The organism is Mucilaginibacter sp. NFX135, assembly GCF_048565145.1.
GTDB lineage: Bacteria > Bacteroidota > Bacteroidia > Sphingobacteriales > Sphingobacteriaceae > Mucilaginibacter.
Genome location: NZ_CP183412.1, coordinates 4,047,121 through 4,065,376, shown reverse-complemented (window position 1 = coordinate 4,065,376; position 18,256 = coordinate 4,047,121). Strand labels below are relative to the sequence as shown.

The 18,256-nt window shown below is 43.2% G+C and carries 15 protein-coding genes; 9 read left to right on the top strand and 6 right to left on the bottom strand.

The window, feature by feature from the left end:
* Positions 1 to 19 precede the first annotated feature (19 nt).
* Positions 20 to 241, top strand: a complete 222-nt coding sequence (locus ACNURT_RS16835; RefSeq protein WP_419702133.1) for a VF530 family DNA-binding protein — start codon at positions 20 to 22, stop codon at positions 239 to 241.
* A 208-nt stretch (positions 242 to 449) separates the two neighbouring features.
* Here the strand turns inward: ACNURT_RS16835 and ACNURT_RS16830 are convergent, their stop codons facing one another.
* Both ACNURT_RS16830 and ACNURT_RS16825 read right to left on the bottom strand, forming a co-directional pair.
* Positions 450 to 1,760: a DEAD/DEAH box helicase gene (locus ACNURT_RS16830; RefSeq protein WP_419698687.1), complete on the bottom strand. Its 1,311-nt coding sequence runs from the start codon at positions 1,758 to 1,760 to the stop codon at positions 450 to 452.
* Between the two features lie 358 nt (positions 1,761 to 2,118).
* Positions 2,119 to 2,343 (bottom strand): CDGSH iron-sulfur domain-containing protein, encoded by a 225-nt coding sequence (locus ACNURT_RS16825; RefSeq protein ID WP_370995238.1) that lies wholly within the window; start codon positions 2,341 to 2,343, stop codon positions 2,119 to 2,121.
* 310 nt (positions 2,344 to 2,653) lie between these two features.
* Between ACNURT_RS16825 and ACNURT_RS16820 the strand changes: the two genes are divergently transcribed.
* The 6 genes from ACNURT_RS16820 (at position 2,654) to ACNURT_RS16795 (ending at position 9,744) form a co-directional block, all read left to right on the top strand.
* Complete coding sequence (locus ACNURT_RS16820; RefSeq protein WP_419698686.1) at positions 2,654 to 3,685, top strand: aldo/keto reductase; 1,032 nt, start codon at positions 2,654 to 2,656, stop codon at positions 3,683 to 3,685.
* 109 nt (positions 3,686 to 3,794) lie between these two features.
* The gene (locus tag ACNURT_RS16815) at positions 3,795 to 4,139 is read left to right on the top strand and encodes a hypothetical protein (protein ID WP_419698685.1); all 345 of its coding nucleotides are present in this window, start codon (positions 3,795 to 3,797) and stop codon (positions 4,137 to 4,139) included.
* A gap of 204 nt (positions 4,140 to 4,343) precedes the next feature.
* The gene (locus ACNURT_RS16810; protein ID WP_419698684.1) at positions 4,344 to 5,162 is read left to right on the top strand and encodes a peptidoglycan-binding protein; all 819 of its coding nucleotides are present in this window, start codon (positions 4,344 to 4,346) and stop codon (positions 5,160 to 5,162) included.
* Positions 5,163 to 5,741: 579 nt separating this feature from the next.
* The gene (locus tag ACNURT_RS16805) at positions 5,742 to 7,070 is read left to right on the top strand and encodes a Gfo/Idh/MocA family protein (protein WP_419698683.1); all 1,329 of its coding nucleotides are present in this window, start codon (positions 5,742 to 5,744) and stop codon (positions 7,068 to 7,070) included.
* 71 nt (positions 7,071 to 7,141) lie between these two features.
* On the top strand, positions 7,142 to 8,509 hold the full coding sequence (locus ACNURT_RS16800; protein ID WP_419698682.1) for a 3-keto-disaccharide hydrolase: 1,368 nt from the start codon (positions 7,142 to 7,144) through the stop codon (positions 8,507 to 8,509).
* 413 nt (positions 8,510 to 8,922) lie between these two features.
* Positions 8,923 to 9,744 carry an alpha/beta fold hydrolase gene (locus ACNURT_RS16795; RefSeq protein ID WP_419698681.1) on the top strand — a complete coding sequence of 274 codons (822 nt, stop codon included), beginning with the start codon at positions 8,923 to 8,925 and terminating at the stop codon, positions 9,742 to 9,744.
* An 80-nt stretch (positions 9,745 to 9,824) separates the two neighbouring features.
* On the opposite strand, the gene ACNURT_RS16790 is transcribed toward ACNURT_RS16795, so the two are convergent.
* Positions 9,825 to 10,853: a GntR family transcriptional regulator gene (locus ACNURT_RS16790; protein ID WP_419698680.1), complete on the bottom strand. Its 1,029-nt coding sequence runs from the start codon at positions 10,851 to 10,853 to the stop codon at positions 9,825 to 9,827.
* Between the two features lie 172 nt (positions 10,854 to 11,025).
* On the opposite strand from ACNURT_RS16790, the gene ACNURT_RS16785 reads away from it, so the two are divergent.
* Positions 11,026 to 12,684, top strand: a complete 1,659-nt coding sequence (locus ACNURT_RS16785) for a glycoside hydrolase (protein WP_419698679.1) — start codon at positions 11,026 to 11,028, stop codon at positions 12,682 to 12,684.
* A gap of 308 nt (positions 12,685 to 12,992) precedes the next feature.
* On the opposite strand, the gene ACNURT_RS16780 is transcribed toward ACNURT_RS16785, so the two are convergent.
* From ACNURT_RS16780 to ACNURT_RS16770, 3 genes are all read right to left on the bottom strand, one after another.
* The gene (locus ACNURT_RS16780) at positions 12,993 to 14,006 is read right to left on the bottom strand and encodes a cytochrome d ubiquinol oxidase subunit II (RefSeq protein ID WP_419698678.1); all 1,014 of its coding nucleotides are present in this window, start codon (positions 14,004 to 14,006) and stop codon (positions 12,993 to 12,995) included.
* 11 nt (positions 14,007 to 14,017) lie between these two features.
* On the bottom strand, positions 14,018 to 15,325 hold the full coding sequence (locus ACNURT_RS16775; RefSeq protein WP_419698677.1) for a cytochrome ubiquinol oxidase subunit I: 1,308 nt from the start codon (positions 15,323 to 15,325) through the stop codon (positions 14,018 to 14,020).
* Positions 15,326 to 15,576: 251 nt separating this feature from the next.
* Positions 15,577 to 16,608, bottom strand: a complete 1,032-nt coding sequence (locus tag ACNURT_RS16770; protein WP_370995259.1) for a LacI family DNA-binding transcriptional regulator — start codon at positions 16,606 to 16,608, stop codon at positions 15,577 to 15,579.
* A 129-nt stretch (positions 16,609 to 16,737) separates the two neighbouring features.
* Here ACNURT_RS16770 and ACNURT_RS16765 point away from each other — a divergent pair, with 129 nt between their 5' ends.
* On the top strand, positions 16,738 to 18,216 hold the full coding sequence (locus tag ACNURT_RS16765; RefSeq protein ID WP_419698676.1) for a xylulokinase: 1,479 nt from the start codon (positions 16,738 to 16,740) through the stop codon (positions 18,214 to 18,216).
* Positions 18,217 to 18,256 lie beyond the last annotated feature (40 nt).

Below are 18,256 nucleotides of genomic sequence, written 5' to 3'. Positions count from 1 at the left end.
CAAGCCGTACTTTTGCATGATGCAACAACAAAGCAAAGATCCGCTGCACGGTAAAACATTACAGGCAATATTGGAAGAACTTTTAGCCAGGTTTGGATGGGAAGAGTTAGACAAACGCATCCGCATTAATTGTTTTCATGATAACCCCAGCATATCATCCAGCCTCAAGTTTTTACGCAAAACTCCCTGGGCCCGTAAAAAAGTGGAGGACCTTTATATTGCTTACTGCGTAAAGGCTTAGTACTTTTAAGTCCGATTTGAATTTTGTTTGGCTAAAGCCTTTTTGCATATTAGAATTTAACCGTTGGCTGAAGCCGAACGGCAATGAGTAAAAATTCATTCTGCGGGTATTGAAATTCATTGCCGTTCTATTTATGGGGCGGAAATGATAAAATTGAAAAACGGCCTTAGCCGAATGGAGCTTTAAACGCTGTCTTACCTGTAAAAACTTAATGCTTACGCTTATTGTTCATCTTGGCCTTTTGACCAGAACTATAATTGTAGGTTTTGGCATTAGCAGCCTTTTTTTCATGAAAAGCAGCACCAATAACAGGCGCATCGGGGTTTGACTTGGCCGGTTTTTTATCTGCTTCTTCTTTTTTTGCTTTTACCTCTTTTTCAATAACCAGTTCATCGGGCAGGGCGGCTGTTGGTATCTTTTTGCCGCTGGCTTGCTCTATCTTTTTAACCTGGCTTAGTTCCAGGTCGGTAGCAAAGGTAATGGTCAGGGTTTCCTGTTCATTATTGGGGTCCTGATTAATAATACGCGTTATAAAAGTTTCTTTTTCTGCAGGTAAGTCAAAGTGGATCAGGAAGGGGATACCGCTTAAATCAACGGTTTCGTTATTTTCATTAGTCACAATTAAGACCCTTGAATTTTCGGCAGTTTTAAAATCCTCCACGCTTTTAAAACCGTTGGTATCAAAAAATTGTGGGTTTAAAAAAGCTACGGCATCACGCAGGTGGCTAAAAAGGCTTTTATAAAGCTTATCGGCAGTAATTTTTGTGTTTACAAAAACCACCGTTTTGGTGAACAGTTCCTCATCGTACAGGAACAAATTAAGTAAATTGAGCTTGGTGCCAAAGTTGGGTACGTTGTATAACAGTTGAGGATGTGTTTGTAAGGGCTGCTCCTGAAGTTCTTCTATCTCGATAATGGCAGGCTGATTCATGAAGGGATCCAGCATTTTTTCCAGCCGGCTGTGCATCACCTCGGTAAATACCAAATGCTGGCCTCTGCCTATGCTATTAGCCAGCTCCACAACTGGTAGCTGCAGGCCCTTTTTTACCATCATATCGGCATCATCAATTACCAGCAGATCAACCTTGTTTAAGTTAAGCGCCAGTTTCAGGTAAATAGCCCTTGCCCTGTCGGGAGTGGCCACTACAATATCGGCGCCATCGGCCAATGCATCCATCTGGGCCTCAATGCCCGGGGCCACATACAGGCCAACTATCGAGATGGATTTATTTTTATTGAGCAGGTCAAATTGTTCAATTACCGCCATTACCTGTTCTTTTTCGGGTACCAGGATCAATACACGCGGAACACCTTCGGGCGCATAATTAAACCGGTTTAAAACACCCAAAACATAAGTGGTGGTTTTGCCGCTCCCTTCAGGACCTATAGCTATAATATCCTGACCGCCAACTATACGGCTCAGTGTTTTTAATTGCAATTCTGTAGGGTTTGTAAAACCTGCCTCATTTACCGATCTAACCAGTTGCTTATTCAGCTTTAATTTTTCAAACCACACCATCAGAAATTGTATTAATTTATTTAAGAGGGCAAAATTACCAATTTAACCGGTTATATTTTTATAAAGATGAATCTGGTGGATGTGTTTAAGTATAAAGGCTCCTGAAAAGGCAAGTTGTGGGAATTAAACGCGGTATCGACTCACCCAGTCTGCGCTGAGCTGGACCGCCCTCTCTCCGGCTTCTTCGAAGAAGGATAAGGAAAATAAGGAAAGAAATAAAAGCCCCTCTATGCGCGAAGCGGAGAGAGGGGTGATGAGCGTAGCGATGTCGGGATGAGTCGACCACGCCAGCATCCTGTATAAAACAAAAGTCCCCGCTGTGTAAAACGGAGACTTTGCTGATTATATAACCTAATCACTAAACTTTTTTAGGCGGCAGATCAAATGCTATAGCGTCATGCTCAAAATGGCCTTTGTGTGAACCATCGCAAAATGGTTTGTTGGCCGACAAGCCGCAACGGCAAATGGATAATACGGTACGGCCTTGTAAACCGTATACGTTGCCTTGCGCGTCAACAATTTCAAAGTCGCCTTCAACTTTTACAGATCCGTTATTATTAATGGTAAGTTTGGTTTTCTCCATGTGTAAATTTTTTTCCAAAGTTAACCAATGCTCTTATCCGTAAATGGTCTATTTGTTATTTAGAGTTGTTCCTGATTGGGATAACCCATGGCTATAAATGACAAATGGATGATACGTAAAATTTACTGTCGAAACCCATAAGCTTTAGCTTTGTTAGGAAAAGGGTGGAAGGGAATCAAGAGTTAAGAGTCAAGAATTAAGAGGGAAAAGTATAACGGGATAATTACAATGCCCATCCTTTTTTACTTGTCTTGATTCTTGACTCTTAACTCTTGATTCTCTCTCCGTGTTACATCAAAAATACCACACTATGGAATACAGACAATTAGGAGCATCGGGATTAAAAGTGCCCGTATTAAGTTTTGGAACGGCCACCTTTGGCGGCGGTAATGAGTTTTTTAAAGCCTGGGGAAATACACAGGTTACTGAAGCTAAAAAGCTGATTAACCTGTGCTTAGATGCGGGTGTTAACTTTTTTGACACAGCCAATGTTTACTCGCGCGGGCTATCCGAAGAAATATTAGGTAAGGCGTTGGAGGGTTTACGCAACCAGGTACTTATTTCGTCAAAAGCTACGTTTACCATGGGCGATGGCGCTAACGATTTTGGATCATCCCGTTATCATTTAATTCAACAATGTGAAGCCAGCTTGCGCCGCTTAAATACCGATCATATTGATGTTTACCACATGCATGGTTTCGATGGCACCACCCCGGTTGAGGAAACCTTACATGCCCTGGATGATCTGGTGACCAGCGGCAAGATCCGTTACATAGCGGCTTCCAATTTTTCGGGCTGGCATTTGATGAAGTCGCTGTCGGTATCAGAACGATATGGCTGGAGCAGGTATGTGGCCCACCAGGCCTATTACTCCTTGCTCAACCGCGAATTTGAGTGGGAATTGATGCCCTTGGGTATCGATCAAAAAGTGAGCACCATAGTTTGGAGCCCGCTGGCATCAGGTCAGCTGAGTGGTAAGTTCAGAAGAGGGCAGCCTATCCCCGAAAACTCCAGAACGGTACAAGGCGGTAGTCACGGCCCTGCAACCAACTTTGATCACCTGTATAACATTGTGGATGTGCTGGATGAAATAGCCGAAGAAACCGGTAAATCGGTAGCACAGATATCACTCAACTGGCTATTACAACGACCAACCGTAGCTAACCTGATCATTGGCGCCCGTGACGAAGCCCAGTTAAAACAAAACCTGGGCGCTATTGGCTGGAACCTGACCACAGAACAGATAAAAAGACTGGACGAAGCCAGCGAGGTTGACCCGATATATCCGTACTGGCATCAACGCCAAAACACTACTTTGAATCCGCTGCCTGATTTTTATTAAGCAGAGGTCTGTTGTCTGAATCAGAATTTTCAGAATGAGAAAATTTTCAGAATTTTACGTTTAAGAATCTTGTTAATTCTTAAATTCTGAAAATTCTGATTCAGACAATATGCCCACAAACATGTTTGCTTTTATGCAGTTTATGCGCGCTACACTGTTGCCGCTGCCCGGTGTAGCCGAAAAAAAGCATTTTGAGGACCCCGCATTCTACGTCAATAAAAAGATCATAGCTAATGTAAAGCTGAAAGATGAGCTGGTAGCGCTGCACACCCTTGAACGGGAAAAATGGATAGCTGCCGATCCGCATACCTTTTTCATCACAGATCATTACCGCAACTACAAATACATGCTGGTACGCCTCGAAACCGTATCGCCCGATGACCTGAAAATCCTACTGATCACCGCCTGGCGTAACCGGGCTACTCAAAAGCTCATTAGGGAGTATGAGGGGTGATGATTGAGATAAGGGGATTGATAAATAAGTCCTGAAATAACTTTATGCGTAAAACTACGTATGCAATAGGGTATAATTACCTGTAAATAATTAACTGATATGGTTTAACTTTATGGTGTAAATGATTACTGTTAGTAGCTGCTCAACGGGCTTTTGAATAACAGCCATCAAACCTAAATCTTATCACTTTAAACCTAAACGGTCATGGTTAAAAAACAATACCTGAAAGAAATAGTCATAAGCGCCACTCAGCAAAGAGGTGGAAGCTCCAACACCCTAAAAGATGTGATGAAGGTGCAGAGCTGGCTTAATTTATACGCTATGGTGAACCCATCGGCAGGCACTGCTACCGGTATCGATGGTGATTTTGGTCCGGCTACGCAAACCGCTGTGAAGGCCTTTCAACAGGCTAAAAGTTTACCGCAAACCGGTATTGTTGATGCCGCTCTTTTTACCGAACTATCAAAACCCATGTTAAATGCCTTTACAGGTAATGTAGCGGGTGCCGATCTGCGAACGCTTGTAGTAAATACGGCCTTTCAGCACCTTAACAATGCCCCCTTTGAACTGATTATTAAAGGACAGAGTAATAGCGGCCCCTGGGTACGCGCTTATATGGATGGCATGGAAGGTACACCCTGGTTTTGGTGCATGGGTTTTGTACAAACCATTTTAGATCAGGCTGCCAGTCAGCTTGGCAAAGATTTTCGTACGCTGATGCCTTTGTCATACAGTTGCGATACCGTAGGTACCACAGGCCTCCATAAAGGTATTCTGAGCCGTTATACCACGGTACGCAGTAATCCTTCGATAGTAAAACCAGGCGATATCTTCCTGCTGCAAAAAACTCCTTTCGACTGGATACATACTGGTATTATCACCGCCGTTCATGGCGATGTGTTTGAAACCATTGAAGGCAACACCAATAACGATGGCAGCAGCAATGGTAATGGGGTTTACAAACGTGTTCGTAATTTCCAGGGTTCCAAACTGGATGTATTTTCGATACAAGGTTTAGTTTAAAAAAAGCACTCTATGTTTTAGACCGGTAATTTAAAAACTTCAGGCCTAAATATGCATATACCAACAGCCCGGCTTTCCTGATAAAGGAAAGCCGGGCTGTTGGGTTAAAGGAAAATAGGGCCCAAAAAACGGCCGTTTGGTATGTTTTATTTGATGCCAATAATTAATACTTTTTAAAATTTTAAAAACCTGTCGAAATTTGTTAAAAAGTGTTAAAACCGATGGTTTTGAGTGAGTTTTGAGCTGTTTTTGAACTATTTTGATCCGGTTTTTGCTCAAAAAAATGTTAAAATAAAGCTTTAAAAAGTTTTGCGCTATACTTCAGCTCGCTCCCTGCATTATTTCATACTGGTGATAATATTTTTAACTTCAAAATAAGGCAGGCCGCTGATCTTGCCTGCCTGGATTTAGTTATTTCTTTAAGTGATTGTTTTACAGGTGGATTTACGTCACAGTTAAGTTACAATTCATTTAAAAAAAATTTATTCATTTTTCTTTAAAGCTTTCGAAAACTTAGGTAATTTGCCATCTTTGTTTACTCATAAGTGGTGGATATAAACCAATTAACCGATTTAAGACATGATTACCCGTAGAAAGTTCATCCAGACAAGTTCATTAGCAGGCACCTGCTTTCTGCTAACGCCAGAGCTATCAAAAGCCGGGGTTTTTAAAGGGTCGCCGAATGATAAGGTGGTAATAGGGATGATGGGAACCAATAGCAGGGGCCTTTACCTGGCGCAAAGCTTTGCCCGTATACCCAATGTTGAAATAGGATATATATGTGATGTAGATTCTAAAGTGGTTGATAAAACCATTAATGAGATATTTAAGATCACCGGGAAAAAGCCACAGGGCATCACCGATATCCGTAAAATGCTCGAGATCAAGGAAATTGACGCGGTTGTTATTGCCGCGCCCGATCATTGGCATGCTCCGGCCACCATCATGGCCTGTCAGGCGGGTAAACATGTGTATGTAGAAAAGCCATGCAGCCATAACCCGCATGAGGGTGAAATGGCAGTGGCGGCAGCCAAAAAATACAATAAATTAGTGCAAATGGGCAGCCAGCGCAGGTCATTTACCAATGTGCAGGCCCTGGTGAAGGAATTGCATGAGGGTGTTATCGGGCGTGCTTATTATGCCAAAGGTTGGTACACCAATCACCGGCCAAGCATCGGGCGTGGTAAAGAAACGGCGGTGCCCGAAAATCTGAACTATGACCTTTGGCAAGGCCCTGCACCACGTATGGCCTATCGTGATAACCTGATCCACTATAACTGGCACTGGCTTTGGAACTGGGGTACAGGTGAAGCGCTGAATAATGGCACCCATGAGCTGGATGTGATCCGCTGGGGCCTGGGTGTTGATTTTCCGAACAAGGTAGTATCAACAGGTGGCCGTTTTCATTTTAACGATGATTGGCAAACGCCTGATACCCAAAACATCATGTACAACTTCCCCAACAATACCGCCGCCGAGTGGGAAGGCCGCAGCTGCAACGGATTTGGCATCGAAAAATTAGGCAGGGGAGTAATCTTCTATGGCGACAAGGGAACCTTGTTTTACGGTGGCGGCAACGGCTACCAGGTTTATGATGGCGATAATAAGCTGGTAAAAGATGTGAAAGACGATACCAAAGTTGATGCGAATAACAAAGTTAGCCCCACAGAGGCGCTGGATGGCTTCCACATGAAAAATTTTATTGAGGCCATTCGTGGTAACGCGACTTTAAACTGCCCGATTGAAACAGGGTTTAAATCAACGCTGCTTCCACAGTTGGGTAATATATCCTACCGGGTTGACCGGGTATTGCACATCGATCCGGCAAATGGACACATTTTAAACGATCCCGAAGCCGCAAAACTATGGAGTAGAGAGTATGAAAAAGGCTGGGAAGTAAACGTATAAACGCTGTAGGCTTTTTCTACAAGCGTGCAGAGACCTGAGCATATCCAAATATAAACCATTATAAAATACACATGAAGAAAATCATCTACCCGGCCATGGCCCTGTTTGCTGTGGCTGCCTTAATGCCTGTTAAAAGTAACGCCCAAAACGCTTTGTTTGATGGTAAAACCCTTAAAGGCTGGAAACGCCTGGCCGGTACTGCCGATTATAAGGTGGAAGACGGCCAGATAGTAGGTACTACTGTTTTAAACTCGGGCAATTCATTTTTAGTAACAGAAAAGGAGTATGGTGATTTTATATTAGAACTTGATGCTAAAATAGAAAGCAAATTGAGTAACTCGGGTGTGCAAACCCGTAGCCATTATGACCCGGCCGGACATGAAGGTAAAGGGAAAGTTTATGGTCGTCAGTTTGAAATTGACCCGTCTGACCGCAAGTGGACCGGCGGTATTTATGATGAAGGCCGCAGAGACTGGCTTTACCCGCTTGACTTGAACGCTAAGGCAAAAGATGCCTTTAAAGTTGGCGAGTTTAACCATATCAAAATTGAATGTATCGGCAATGAAATGAAAACCTGGATCAATGGCATTCCTACTGCTGATGTGGTGGATACCATCGATAGTAAAGGTTTCATTGGCTTGCAGGTACACGCCGTAAGCAAAGAGGAGCAGGCAGGTAAAAAAGTATATTTTAAAAACTTTAAGCTGCAAACCACCAATTTAAAACGTACGCCTTTTCCAAAGGATATATACGTAGTAAATCTGCAGCCCAACAATATTACTCCAGCCGAAAAAGCCGCTGGTTGGAAACTATTGTATGATGGTAAAACCAGCACCGGCTGGCGTGGGGCCACTTTAAAAACCTTTCCAACACATGGATGGGAATATAAAGATGGCACCATGCATGTACTGCCGTCTGCAGGGAAAGAGGAATCAGGAGGTGGCGATATTGTGACCAATGATCAGTACAGCGCTTTTGATCTTTCTTTTGAATTTAAATTGACACCCGGCGCCAATAGCGGTGTGAAATATTTTGTAACCCTGTCTGAAGTAACCAAAGGTTCGGCCATCGGACTGGAGTACCAGGTACTGGATGACAAGCTGCACCCGGATGCCAAACTGGGCCGCGATGGTGACCGTACCCTGGCCTCCTTATATGACCTCATCAAGGCTAACAAGCAAGAACGATTTGTACATCCGATAGGCAGCTGGAACACAGGCAGAATTGTGGTTTACCCCAATAACCATGTAGAACATTATCTGAACGGTGTTAAAGTACTGGAGTACGAGCGTGGCTCCAAAGAGTTCCGTGATCTGGTAGCTATTAGTAAATACACTATCTGGAAAAACTTTGGTGAAGCAAAAGAAGGCCACCTGTTATTACAGGATCATGGCAACGAAGCATTTTTCAGGAATATTAAGATCAGAACATTAAAGTAATTACCTCTCTATATAGATTGTCATTCTGAGGGATAGAAGTATCTGTTTTAAGATAGCTTACTCATAGATCTTTCCTTCTTCAGAATGACAATTTTCTCTTTTAAAACTTTCTTTTTAGAAAAAAACCTTATTCGGTAATCCCGAAATTATTTTCCTCCTGATTAAAAAGCGTTTAACGAATGTTTATAAATTTTGACTGATTTTTGATCGGTCGATTTAAAAGATCAGCGCTTTTATTTGCTAATTTTAGATTTTCAACCGGCTTTGGTCCGGACTGGATTTGTGCGCGCGATTAGCATTTAACCACGCCCAAAAAACATTTGTAGTATAGCATTAGGGGGGCAATGTACTCTTATTGTATTCGAAACAGGAACGCATTTCCAAAATTTATTTATAACTATAATCAACAAAAAATGAGCAAGATCACAGTAAAAGACGGAACCGAAATTTATTACAAAGACTGGGGAACCGGACAGCCACTTTTTTTTCATCACGGCTGGCCTTTGTCTAGTGATGACTGGGACGCGCAGATGATGTTTTTTCTGAAAAAGGGATACCGGGTTATTGCCCATGACCGTCGCGGGCATGGAAGATCAAGCCAGGTTTCCGGAGGACATGACATGGACACTTATGCAGCCGACGTAGCAGCGGTAGCCGAGGCATTGGATCTGAGAGATGCTATACATATCGGTCACTCTACCGGCGGCGGCGAAGCCATCCATTACGCCGCTAATCAGGGCAAAGGTCGTGTAGCCAAAGTGGTGCTGATCAGCGCGGTTACACCGATCATGGTTCAGTCTGAAAATAATCCGGATGGCGTTCCCATGGCTATATTTGATGAAATACGTGAGGGTACAGCATTTAACCGGGCGCAATATTTTGAAGATTTTACCATCCCGTTTTATGGATATAACCGGGAGGGGGCCAAAATATCCCAGGGAATCAGGGATAACTGGTGGCGCCAGGGAATGATGGGCGGAGTAAAAGCGCATCATGATGGTATTAAGGCTTTTTCTGAAACAGATTTTACAGAAGATCTAAAAAGTGTAGATATTCCAGTGCTTGTTTTGCATGGCGAAGATGATCAGATCGTCCCATTCCCTATTTCGGGCGCCAAAGCGATAAAACTCTTAAAAAACGGAAAGCTAATTTCATATCCGGGCTTCCCCCATGGTATGCCAGCGACGGAAGCTGCAACTATCAACAGGGATCTTTTGGCGTTTATCCAGTCATAAATAAAAAAGATCGTTCTTGTTGAATAAAAGCTGTCAGCTATTATAGTTGACAGCTTTTATTTATAAATCACTGCGGTGGCCTATAATGAGCTCCTCACTGTAACATGAAATGGCACCGCGAAGTGCTCATGACAATTACTCAGCGCAAATTCCGCGGCTTTGCTGCCCATCAATTTAAAATCGGTTGATATGGTGGTAATGCCATCTAATATGATCTCCTTAAGGGCGGTTTCATTATAGGATATTACACCCACATCTTTAGCCACCTTCAGATCAGACGCGATGATCTTTTTGATCAGATCAACCAGGTCGTCTTCCATCAGGCTGATGTAAACCGTTTGCGGCTGAATGGTTTCTGAAGATAATGAGTCGACCACGGCGTACTCAAACGCATATTGTCGACAAAAATTTAAAAAGCCCTTCATGATCTCCTTAGAGTGATAGGTTTTGCCCGGGAATATCAGTTTAATGGTATGGTAATTGGTTAGTTTATCCAATAGCTTTTTCAAGGCCTCGTATACGTCGGTGGCAAAGTTTTCATATATCGCCGCGAATTTTCCGCTTACCCCGGGCACCAGATTGTCCAGTAGGATCAGTTTGTCCTTCGGTATTGTATTGATGATCTCATGTGCTTTGGCTTCATTGTCCAGGAAATGCGGGATAATGATGTATTTGGCATAATCGTTTTGGGCGCTTTCGGTAATGATCTTCTTGAAAAAATGGAAATCGTTGTTGTAGATATAAAAATCGACAGTAGCCTGTTCGCCAACAGTGGCAACAAAGGCATCATAAATGATCTTTTTATGCGCGCTTAGCTTATTGAATAACAGGAATATTTTGATCGGTTTCTGAAAATCGGTGTTGGATATAAAGAAGCCCTTGCCCGGCACCGAGCTAACAATGCCTTTATCTTTTAATTCCTTATAAACCCGCTCAATGGTATTACGTGAGGTATCCAGCGCAAAGCTCAAATCATTGATGGAAGGGAGCATGTCATCCTTAACAATATCACCGCTTTCAATACCCCTGATGATCGCGTTGGATAGCTGTAGATATTTGGGTGTGATCGAGTACTCGTCTATGGATAATATTTTTAGATAGTTCTTCACTAATTACAATTGGATCAGCACAAATGTACTATTACACAATTGCATTTTATTCATGAAAAAGATGGTAGGGGATGGTTTAGAAAATGTATATATTTATCTTGTTATAACCAATTAACCACCTTCGGCGCAACCAATTACCGGAGCCCTAAAAACTTAATTAAACTATTCCCCTATGGTATTAAATTTACTTAACCCAAAATTTCTTCTTTTATCGTTTTTTTTAATTATTGTATTTGCCAATGGTGCGAAGGCGCAGGATCCCTACCAATCATACCGGCAAGATTGGCTGAAGAAAGCAGAGGATAATAAGCCAAAGCTCATTGAAACCGAAAAGCAACCCATAAGCCTTGTTCGATTAGAGAAAGACCCCGCGGCTTTCCAGGGATGGAAAGCTGTGAATACAGATAGCGTTGGCAAACTGTACAATACATCGTTCAAAACACAAAGCGGTGTTGTGGTTGATTTTGGCGAACATCTTACCGGATATTTTACTTTCTCTATCAAAGCCCTGAAGGGAACCGCTGATGGGCCGGTACGATTAAAATTTACTTTTGGAGAGGTTCCCTCAGAGTTATCGGTACCCTTTGATCCTTACAAAGGCACCCTTAGCCGTGCCTGGCTGCAGGATGAAACGGTTACGGTAACCGAAATGCCTGCCGATATTACCATACCACGTCGCCTGGCTTGCCGTTTTGTGAAAATCGAATTATTGGGCGCTTCACCGTATTTTGATTTCCATATCAGCAACATGGTGTTTAAAGCAACTTCGTCTGTAGCTTTTAAACCACCGCTTTTGGCAACTACTACATCCCAACTAATAGCCGATATTGACCGTGTGGGATTGGCCACTCTAAAAGAATGTATGCAAACCGTGTATGAGGATGGCCCCAAACGCGATCGCCGGCTTTGGATAGGTGATCTGTACCTGGAATCATTAGCTAATCAGTTTTCGTTCCAGAATAACCAGCTTACCCGGCGTTGTTTGTATCTGCTGGCTGGCTTATCTGCCGATGGTGGTGTTTTGATATCCAATGTATTTGAAAATCCAGAGCCTCATGCACAGGCCGGTAGCCGGCTGCTGGATTATTGCCTTTTGTATAACGTAGCGCTAAAAGAATATGTTACTGCTACTGATGATAAACAAACCGGGCTCGACCTATGGCCTGTTGCCAAAAAGCAATTGGATATTATCCGTAAATATGCCGGGAAAGATGGTATGATAGACTATCAGAAAGCCGGTAAAGAATGGTGGGTGTTTTTTGACTGGAAGGATGGTTTGGATAAACAAGCCTGTTTGCAGGGTTTATCGATTTACGCGTTGAATCAAACTTACGCCCTTGCAAAACTGCTGGGTAAAGAAAACGAAGTAGATGATATACAATCATTAGCCAGAAAACTGAAAGCGGCCGCTTATAAAAACCTGTATGATCCAAAATCGGGCTTGTTTGTAAGCGGGACGAGTAAACAGATCTCCTACGGTTCACAAGCCTGGATGATATTGAGTGGGGTAGCGTCCAAACAGGAAGCACAAACCGCGTTAAAAGCACTCACAACAGTTAAGGACGCGGTACATCCAGGCGCACCGTATATGTTTCATTACTATATAGCGGCCCTGATCGAGAGCGGTTTAAAGGCCGAGGCAAAAGAGGCCTTGCAAAACTATTGGGGCGGCATGATCAAAAAAGGAGCTGATACTTTTTGGGAAGTGTATGACCCTAACGATGAGCTGAAATCGCCGTACAACTTTTATCCGGTAAATAGCTACTGTCATGCATGGAGCTGTACCCCGGTTTATTTTATCAGGAAGTATCCGGAGATATTTCAGCGATAGACCGTTGATGGTTTTTTGATGGCGCTGATTTCGTTGATTTTTGAAAACTTGATTTTACATAATAACTAAAATTCCATTGGTATCAACGAAATCAGCGTAATCATCAAAATCGTTGATTGTTTTTTGATGGCGTTGATTTTTTGAAACTTAATTTTACATAATAACTAAAATTCCATTGGTATCAACGAAATCAGCGTAATCATCAAAATCGTTGATTGTTTTTTGATGGCGTTGATCTTTTTAAAACTTGATTTTACATAATAACTAAAATTCCATTGATATCAACGAAATCAGCGTAATCATCAAAATCAACGGTTATCTTTCTTTTTAAAGCTATAATACAGATACCCCAATGCTGGTAATATAAATAAACTACCCACAAGCAATCCCACACCAAGATCGTCGATAGATTTTCCAGTGGCATGATCGGTAAGCAGCGACATGGAGCTGCCACCCTTAAAGATCACAAAGCGCGGGAAACGGGTATGTCCAACCGATATCAGGATCATACTCACCTGGAACGCGGCCAGTACCCTGATCCACTGTTTGTTCTTTTTATCGGAGATGATAAACCACAGCAAAATCAGCGACAGCGTAGCTGCGATAACAGCTGCTAAACTTAACACGTTACCAAATATCCAGTCGGCTAGGTGTACATGCTCAAAGTGCGAGGCCAAAAACACCAATGCACCCAATATTACGGCGGCTATATTCATGGCCTTGGCTTTTTTGATGAAGCGCTTGATATCATATACCTCAGTACATTCGCCAATGAGGTAAATGGCAGCCAGGAAGCCACAGAGCGCAACCGTAAAAAGCCCTACAGAAACCGAGAACCAGTTAAGCCAGCTAAAAATATAGGCCCCTGCAAAAGATTTGGCTGTTGGATCTATCTGACCAGATAAGGCGCTGCCTGCAATTATCCCCAGGAACATAGGTGTAACAAAGCTGGAGTAAACAAATATATAGTTATAAAAGCCTTGTGTTTTTTCGTCCTTAATAGCATCATAGTTACGGAAAGCGAACGCCGTTCCACGGGCGATGATGCCCAACAGCATAATAAGCAATGGGATATGCAGGTAAACGCACATTTCGCTATAAATGGTCGGGAAGCCAACAAACAGGATCACTACGGTTATAATGAGCCACATGTGATTAGCCTCCCATATCGGGCCGATAGCCTGGTAACTGGTTTTTCGGGTACGGTGCTTGTTATCATTTGAGGTGAAAAGTTCAATGATCCCCGCACCAAAATCGGCCCCGCCTAACAAGAAGTATAGGGTAATGGCAGCAAATAAAAACAAAATAACTACGTATAACATATCTTTATAGCTTAACGGTCATACAATTCGGGCACCATTTGTATCTGCCTTTTCAGCAGGAAAATAACAAACACACTCAGGGTAAAATAAATAAAGGTAAACAGGTAAAAAGAGTACTGGATGCCCGGCATGGGTGTAACCGCCTCACTGGTACGCATAATGCCCTGGATGATCCAAGGCTGTCTGCCCACCTCGGTTACTGTCCACCCGGCCTCTAAAGCAATAAAACCGGCAGGCGTAGCCCAGATAAACATTTTCAGGAACCAGCCCTTATCAAACCAGCTCTTCTTTTTCCAAAGCGCAACAAAATATAATACGCCGATCAGCATCATCAACATGCCAAAACCAACCATAATCTGGAAAGCATAATGCGTAACGGCCACCGGCGGTTGGTTTTTAACAGGGATCTTATCCAGGCCATTAACCTGCTGCTTAAAATTATCGTGTACCAGGAAACTCAGTAGGCCGGGTATCTCGATACCATAATTAACCTTTTTTGCTGAGGTATCGGGTATGCCACCAATTACCAGGGGGGCATACTCCTGCGTATGAAAGTAAGCCTCCATGGCAGCCAGTTTGGCCGGTTGCCTTTTGGCTGCGCCCTTGGCAGATATATCGCCGCTTAGTGGCTGCAAAATGGCTGCTGCCGCGCCGAATATAATGGCTATTTTGAAAGCCTTACTATGGAAACGCACATTACGGTTACGATAGATCATGAGCGCATGGATCCCGGCAACGGCAAAACCCGTAGCCGAAAACGCGGCGATGGTCATGTGTAAGGCTTCGGAGAACCAGGCCTCATTAAACATGGCTTTCAGCGGGTCGATATTGAGGTATTTGCCATTTACAAAATCAAAGCCAGAGGGGCTGTTCATCCAGGAATTGGCCGATACTACCAGTATACCTGATGCTATACCGCTAATGCCTACCACAATACCCGTAACCCAATGGAACCAGGTGTTCAACCGGTTCCAACCGTAAAGGAAAAAGCCCAGTGCTATCGCCTCAATAAAAAAGGCCACACCTTCTAAGGAAAAAGGCATCCCGAAGATAGGGCCGGCGTGTTTCATAAAGCCCGGCCAAAGCAGGCCCAGTTCAAATGATAACATGGTGCCCGATACCGCGCCGGTAGCAAAAAATATAGCTACGCCTTTACTCCAGGCAATGGTGATGTTTTTGTAAACCGGATCTTGTGTTTTGATCCATTTATAATGCGATATGGCCATAAAAACCGGCATTACCATACCAATGCAGGAGTATATGATATGAAAACCTAAGGATAAGGCCATTTGCGACCTTGCTGCAATAAAATCATCCATACATGTAATACTAAATAATGGCTGAATTTAAAGCTATAATGTAACAAATTAGTTAAGATTTACTAATTGATATTAAATATAAAATATACTTTCTACGTGTAAGTAATTGGATTAGTGGGTAAAATTTAGTAAACCTCACCCAACCCTCTCCAAAGGAGAGGGCTTTTGATTTGCATAGCGGTTAAAGAAATATTAACACTTGAGTATGTGGGGTTTTAAAATTCTCCCCTTTGGGGAGATATAGAGGGGTATTACCGGTTCCGTTTTGTCGATCCCCTGATGATCAATTCCGGTTTAATGCTGATGATCTTCGGTTTGGTCGTTGTATCGTTATTGCCTATCTCCTGAAAAAACAAATTGGCCACGGTATTGCCCATGTAAACGCTGAACTGATCGATAGTGGTAATCGATGGACTGGTGATCTCCGAAAAGCTTTCGTTAGCATAACCGCAGATCCCCAGTTCTGATGGTACTTTGATACCCATGGCATTGGCTACATCCAGTACACCCAATGCCGAGAAATCAGAGGTGGAGGCAAATATAGCATCCGGGGGGTGGGGCAAACTTAGCAGCTTGCGGGTTCCTTCGGCACCCAGTTCTTTTGTCCAGGCGTTTTCCACGATCAATTCCTCTATTACCGGTACATTATACGCTTTGAATGCTTTTAGATAACCTTCCTTGCGTTGTTTAAAAATACTAAGGTTTTGAGGGCCTTCCAGCAGGGCTATTCTTTTATAACCGCCCTCTATCAGGTGTGATACGGCCTCATATGAAGCCTGGAGGTTATCATTGATTACCTTGAGGGTCTCCAGCTCTTCGGCAACACGGTCGAACTGGATGAGTTGGATGCCATGATCCAACACATTTTGCAGGTGCTGATAATCATAACTATCGGCCGATACGGATATCACAATACAATCTACATGCTGGTTAATCAACGTATTTACACACTGGATCTCCTTGTCATGATCTTCGCCCGATTGACAAATGATCAGGTTAAAACCTTTCTGGTAGGTAACCTCCTCAATACCGGCAATTACATTGGAGAAAAAATTCTGGTTAATACGAGGTATCACCACGCCAATAGTTTTGGATTGCCCCTTACGCAAATTGGAGGCCAATAAGTTGCGCTTATAATTGAGCTCATCGGCTGTTTTAATGATCAGCTCCTTGGTTTTTTCATTTACCTGGCTGCTGTTATTCAGCGCCCGGGAAACAGAAGAAGCGGTAATGCCTAACTTTTCGGCAATGTCATAAATGGTGGTGCGTTTTACTTTCTTCATTACAAAGTGCAAGTTGGAAAAAATATTTTACGCAATCGATTGCAATTTCAAATATTTATTTAATTTCGTCTCGTTAAGTTACCAAAAAACAAACAAACCTAATTATTCACGTCATAATCATCTAAAAATATGCTGCTATTAGGCATCGATATAGGTACGTCATCAGTTAAAGTGAGCGTTGTTGACGCGGCCACTCAAAAAGTATTGGCCTCGGCACAATATCCCGACGAAGAGTCGCCCATTAAAGCTGTACATCCCGGCTGGGCCGAACAATCGCCGCAAATGTGGTGGGAGCAGGCACAGCAGGCCCTGGAGCGCTGCCATGCAAAAAATGCTTATAATCCGGCTGATATAGCTGCTATTGGTATCGCTTACCAGATGCATGGCCTCGTATTGGTAGATAAAGATCAAAATGTATTGCGCGACAGTATCATTTGGTGCGATAGTCGTGCTGTGGAAATAGGCGACAAAGCTTTTGCTGACATTGGTGAGGAATATTGTTTATCACACCTGCTCAATTCGCCGGGTAATTTTACAGCATCAAAACTGGCCTGGGTAAAAGAGAATGAGCCCGAAATATATAGCAAGATAGATAAGATCATGCTGCCCGGCGACTATATCGCGATGAAGCTTACAGGAGAGATCACCACGTCGGTATCGGCACTATCAGAGGGTGTATTTTTTGATTTCAAAACCAACGGTATCTCCAAAGAGATCCTGAATCATTTTGGTTTTGATGAAAGTCTTTTCCCGGTGATCAAGCCGGTATTCTCCTCACATGGAATTTTATCCGCATCAGTAGCGGAGAAACTAAAATTAAAAGCCGGTATCCCGGTAGCCTATAAATCGGGCGATCAACCTAATAACGCGCTTTCCTTAAATGTGCTTAATCCCGGCGAGGTGGCGGCTACGGCAGGTACTTCTGGCGTGATATACGGCGTAAGTGATGAACTCACCTATGATCAGCAATCGCGCATCAATACTTTTGCCCACGTTAATTATGCCGAACAGCAAAAACGCCTGGGTGTACTTTTATGCATCAATGGTACGGGCAGTTTATACCGCTGGGCCAAATACAATTTTGGTACTGGCTTAAGCTATACCCAAATGAATAACGAGGCTAAAAAGGCGCCGCTGGGAAGCGATAGTTTGCAAATACTGCCCTTTGGCAACGGCGCCGAGCGTATGCTGAATAATAAGCAGGTAGGTGCACACATACAAAATATCGATCTGAACCTGCATACACAAGCGCATATTTTCCGCGCCGTGCAGGAAGGTATAGCCAGCGCATTCCGTTATGGATTGGATATTATGCGCAGCAATGGCATGAACCCAACGGTGATCCGCGCCGGCAAAAGCAACCTGTTCCTGAGCGAACTGTTTACCGAAACCTTTGTAAATGCCACCGGCGTACCGGTGGAATTGTATAATAATGATGGCAGCGTTGGCGCGGCATTAGGCGCAGGTATCGGCGCAGGCATATACAAGTCGCCAGCCGAGGCATTCAGCAACGCTAAGCCAATCCAACTCATTGAACCTTCAACCCAACAATTTGAACCCGTGTACCAGGAATGGAAGGAACTTCTGAGCTTAAAGCTGAAGGCATAAAGCCAAAAGCTAAAAAAACGAAACCACTAATTCAGTAATT

What these genes read in the sequence shown, in the direction of transcription:
- ACNURT_RS16835 (WP_419702133.1), top strand. Translation starts at nt 20, where the DNA reads ATGCAACAACAAAGCAAAGATCCGCTGCACGGTAAAACATTACAGGCA.
- ACNURT_RS16830 (WP_419698687.1), bottom strand. Translation starts at nt 1,760, where the DNA reads ATGGTGTGGTTTGAAAAATTAAAGCTGAATAAGCAACTGGTTAGATCG.
- ACNURT_RS16825 (WP_370995238.1), bottom strand. Translation starts at nt 2,343, where the DNA reads ATGGAGAAAACCAAACTTACCATTAATAATAACGGATCTGTAAAAGTT.
- ACNURT_RS16820 (WP_419698686.1), top strand. Translation starts at nt 2,654, where the DNA reads ATGGAATACAGACAATTAGGAGCATCGGGATTAAAAGTGCCCGTATTA.
- ACNURT_RS16815 (WP_419698685.1), top strand. Translation starts at nt 3,795, where the DNA reads ATGCCCACAAACATGTTTGCTTTTATGCAGTTTATGCGCGCTACACTG.
- ACNURT_RS16810 (WP_419698684.1), top strand. Translation starts at nt 4,344, where the DNA reads ATGGTTAAAAAACAATACCTGAAAGAAATAGTCATAAGCGCCACTCAG.
- ACNURT_RS16805 (WP_419698683.1), top strand. Translation starts at nt 5,742, where the DNA reads ATGATTACCCGTAGAAAGTTCATCCAGACAAGTTCATTAGCAGGCACC.
- ACNURT_RS16800 (WP_419698682.1), top strand. Translation starts at nt 7,142, where the DNA reads ATGAAGAAAATCATCTACCCGGCCATGGCCCTGTTTGCTGTGGCTGCC.
- ACNURT_RS16795 (WP_419698681.1), top strand. Translation starts at nt 8,923, where the DNA reads ATGAGCAAGATCACAGTAAAAGACGGAACCGAAATTTATTACAAAGAC.
- ACNURT_RS16785 (WP_419698679.1), top strand. Translation starts at nt 11,026, where the DNA reads ATGGTATTAAATTTACTTAACCCAAAATTTCTTCTTTTATCGTTTTTT.
- ACNURT_RS16780 (WP_419698678.1), bottom strand. Translation starts at nt 14,006, where the DNA reads ATGTTATACGTAGTTATTTTGTTTTTATTTGCTGCCATTACCCTATAC.
- ACNURT_RS16775 (WP_419698677.1), bottom strand. Translation starts at nt 15,325, where the DNA reads ATGGATGATTTTATTGCAGCAAGGTCGCAAATGGCCTTATCCTTAGGT.
- ACNURT_RS16770 (WP_370995259.1), bottom strand. Translation starts at nt 16,608, where the DNA reads ATGAAGAAAGTAAAACGCACCACCATTTATGACATTGCCGAAAAGTTA.
- ACNURT_RS16765 (WP_419698676.1), top strand. Translation starts at nt 16,738, where the DNA reads ATGCTGCTATTAGGCATCGATATAGGTACGTCATCAGTTAAAGTGAGC.